Source organism: Microcystis sp. M_QC_C_20170808_M9Col (genome assembly GCF_007095495.1).
Lineage (GTDB): Bacteria > Cyanobacteriota > Cyanobacteriia > Cyanobacteriales > Microcystaceae > Microcystis > Microcystis aeruginosa.
Window position 1 is genome coordinate 1 of sequence record NZ_SFBZ01000112.1, and the last position, 3,236, is coordinate 3,236.

Sequence of the window (3,236 nt, forward strand, 5' to 3'; positions counted from 1 at the left end):
AAGGGTGATGCAAGGGTTTTAAGAGATTCTAGCAGATTTAAGTGCATTTGGGAAGCTCTCAATCAAGCTAAAAGCCCTTTCCTGTAAGGTTTTTAGATTTATTCAGCAAACCCTAATTAGTGCATTTATGTTAGTATAACATCAGGAGGTAAAAATACAATGTATAGATGCCAGCAAAATCTAATGAGCATGGATAAACATTTAAAGGCTATCCTTGAGTTCATTTGTGCTGAGTCTCATCAACTGACTAACTGTGGAATTTATTATGCCCGTCAACTTGATTTGAAAACCCAGAAAATTATTGGCAAATTTGATTTAGATAAAGAGTATAAAAACAACAAACACTATCAAGTTTTATCCTCTCAGGCAGCACAGCAAATACTTAAAAGTGTTGCTGAGTCCTTGAAATCATTTAAAGAGCTAAACCAGAAATCTAGAAAGGGAGAGTTAACAGATAAGCCTCATTTACCTAAATACATAAAAAAAGAAGGTCTCTTCCTTGTCACTTATCCCAAGCAAGCCCTAAAATGGGTTGATAATCAAATTAGGATCCCTTTAGGAAAAACTGTTAAGCAATGGTTTGGACTTGATAGCTTCTATTTGCCAACGACCTCCAATTTGAGGTTTCAAGAAATTAAGGAATTAAGAATACTGCCCAGAAATCATTGTTTTTATGTTGAGTTTGTTTATGAGAGTAAACCAGTCGAGATTGAGGTCAATCCCGATAATGTGCTAGGTTTAGATCCGGGTTTAAACAATTGGCTAACAGGAGTTTCTAGTCTTGGTACTAGCTTTGTAATTGATGGAAGGCATCTTAAGTCTGTTAATCGTTGGTACCACAAGCAGGTAGCTACTCTCAAAGAAGGAAAACCTCAAGGATTTTGGTCAACTCAACTCGCTAAAATCACAGAAAAGCGTAATCGAAAAATAAGAGATGCTGTTAATAAAGCAGCTAGACTTGTTATTAATCAATGTCTTGAGCATCAAAGGAACAAAGACCAAAAGGAGGAAGGTAATTTAGGCAAAAAGAACCATCAATCTTTTGTTTCAATTGCGACAGCAAAACTCAAAGAACGCATGAGACAATTGTGTGAACAGTGTGGGATTAAGTTTATTGAAACAGAAGAAAGTTATACCTCAAAAGCTTCATTCTTAGACAATGACTCGCTACCTAAATTTGTTGAAAAACCCGAAGGGTGGCAACCATCAGGAAAGAGAACAAAAAGAGGATTGTATCGGACTGCTCAAAATCAGTATATTAATGCTGATGCTCATGGGGCAGCTAACATAATTCGGAAAGTAAGCACAACACTTAATTTTGATTTAAGTGTTGTGTCTAGGGGCGTTTTGACTCGTCCCCAGAAATTCCAGTGCTGGTCAGCTAAAAAGACGCGAAGTCCGCTGGGAATCCTCCGTCATTTATGGGTCGGAGAAGTCAAAAAAACTTTTATTATGGAGGACAACTACTCGTGCTATACCTTGCAGAAGTAAAAAAACAGACTAGAGGTTTTATCGGTGGTTACAAAACCGAATTGAAACTATTGGCCTGTCAGCATAATGATCAGACGTGGAGTGCCATACCGGGGGAAGATATCTTAATCTACGACGAAACTAACTCCCTGGGTGAAGGTGCGCTTCTCTTGGTAAATTTGAGCAATAATCGTCAACTGCAAGGAAACCCGGAATTAGCGGGAGCGGAGATGGTGCGGCAACTGCAAAAGATTTCCCGTTTGATGGAGCGCAGCAAGAAAGATCAAGAGAAAATGGAGCAGTGGAAACAATCCCTCACCTATCAAACCGAGATTCTCAACCGCCAGAAAATGGAAATGGAGACAAGAATCGAGCAAATTGAACAAATAGAGGCAGAATTCGATTATTTAGAGCGCAAAAGACAAGAACTGGAAACCCTAAAACAACAATTAAACGAGCAACAGCGACACCTGGAAGAAGGACAAATAAATTGTAACTCCTACCCCAATCTTTCCCCAGAAAAACAACAATTTATTCGCTCTCTAGCGGAGCGTTTAGCTAATAATCATGATCGGGGCAATTCTCCCTCACAAATTCTCCATTCCACTCTTGAATCTGTGCAGGAACAACAGACAATTTTAAATAGTTGTTGGCAGAGTTTAGAGGAGCAGAAAAAAGCTGTAGAAAATCGTCAGGTCGCCAACGATGAAATGCTCGATTATCTCGAACAAAGAGCTAGGGAATTACAGACGAGTCGCAATGCTTTGGAAACCGCTCAAATACAGTTACAAATACAAGAAACTGTTCTGAATCAAAAACAGGAATTATTCGAGCGCCTTAACCTCACCCTACAAACCACTGATTCTACTCGACAAATGCTCCTTCGTCTCCTGCAAGGGGAAGAACTAGATTTTGATGGTAAAATCGATCTAGAAGCTCTTGAAAAAATGCCTTTAGAAGAATTGGAGAGCTTAGTTAAGAACTTACAAACAGACCTCAAGCGCTGGGAAATTTTTGTCAACGACCAAGAGGAAGAATTAACTCTCCAATGCCAAACCGTGGAAGAATTAGAAGCAAGAATGGCCACAATAGATGAATCCGAGCGAGCTAATTTAGAAGAAGAATTAGCCGAGGAACAGGAAAAAAAAGGAATGCTGGCGGCAACTTTGGTCGGACAAAGACGTAATCTCCAGGAAAGGCAAGCTATTCGCTCTCAACATCTGAAAATTCTGCAACGGAGACAGGGGATTTTATCCCCAGAAGATGCCCAAAAATGTAGCTTTGAACCATTGTTAATTCTCTTGGAGGATAGTTATCAAAATAATCTCCAAGAAAGTCAACGTTTAGCAGCAGAAATCAAGGGACTACAAGAGGATTTACCAAAAAACAGAGATACTATTGATGAGCAATGGTCGGATTTAGAGCAAAAAACTCGTGAATTTGAAGAACAGGAGCGACAATGGCGCGATGCTAATCTGGTATTAGTGCGTTTAAAAACTCAGGTACAACAGTACGAAACTTTCCTGCAACCCGTGCAGGATCAACTCGATCAAATCCGTCAAAAACTAGAAACTATTTCCCAGTGGCTGATGCCTATGGAATCTAATGGTAGTGCCTATCATTACGCTATTAACAGTTAGGCTTAATTAGGGTTTGCGGCAAAAAGTTTTTCGGTGGTGGCAGGGTGTGGGGTGTGGGGTGTGGGGTGTGGGGTTTTACCAGTTTTGAGGTGGCCAATTACCTAATTTTCAGGGAAAAAGTGCCTA

The 3,236-nt window shown here is 39.9% G+C and carries 2 protein-coding genes; both read left to right on the plus strand.

Translation table 11 applies throughout. The features are described from left to right. Positions 1 to 159: 159 nt before the first annotated feature. Positions 160 to 1,491 carry an RNA-guided endonuclease InsQ/TnpB family protein gene (locus tag EWV68_RS06975; RefSeq protein ID WP_287169303.1) on the plus strand — a complete coding sequence of 444 codons (1,332 nt, stop codon included), beginning with the start codon at positions 160 to 162 and terminating at the stop codon, positions 1,489 to 1,491. Further along, positions 1,470 to 3,110 (plus strand): pilus motility taxis protein HmpF, encoded by a 1,641-nt coding sequence (gene hmpF, locus EWV68_RS06980; RefSeq protein WP_287169304.1) that lies wholly within the window; start codon positions 1,470 to 1,472, stop codon positions 3,108 to 3,110. The genes EWV68_RS06975 and hmpF overlap by 22 nt, the downstream gene beginning before the upstream one ends. The last annotated feature ends 126 nt before the right edge of the window (positions 3,111 to 3,236 follow it).

What these genes read in the sequence shown, in the direction of transcription:
- EWV68_RS06975 (WP_287169303.1), top strand. Translation starts at nt 160, where the DNA reads ATGTATAGATGCCAGCAAAATCTAATGAGCATGGATAAACATTTAAAG.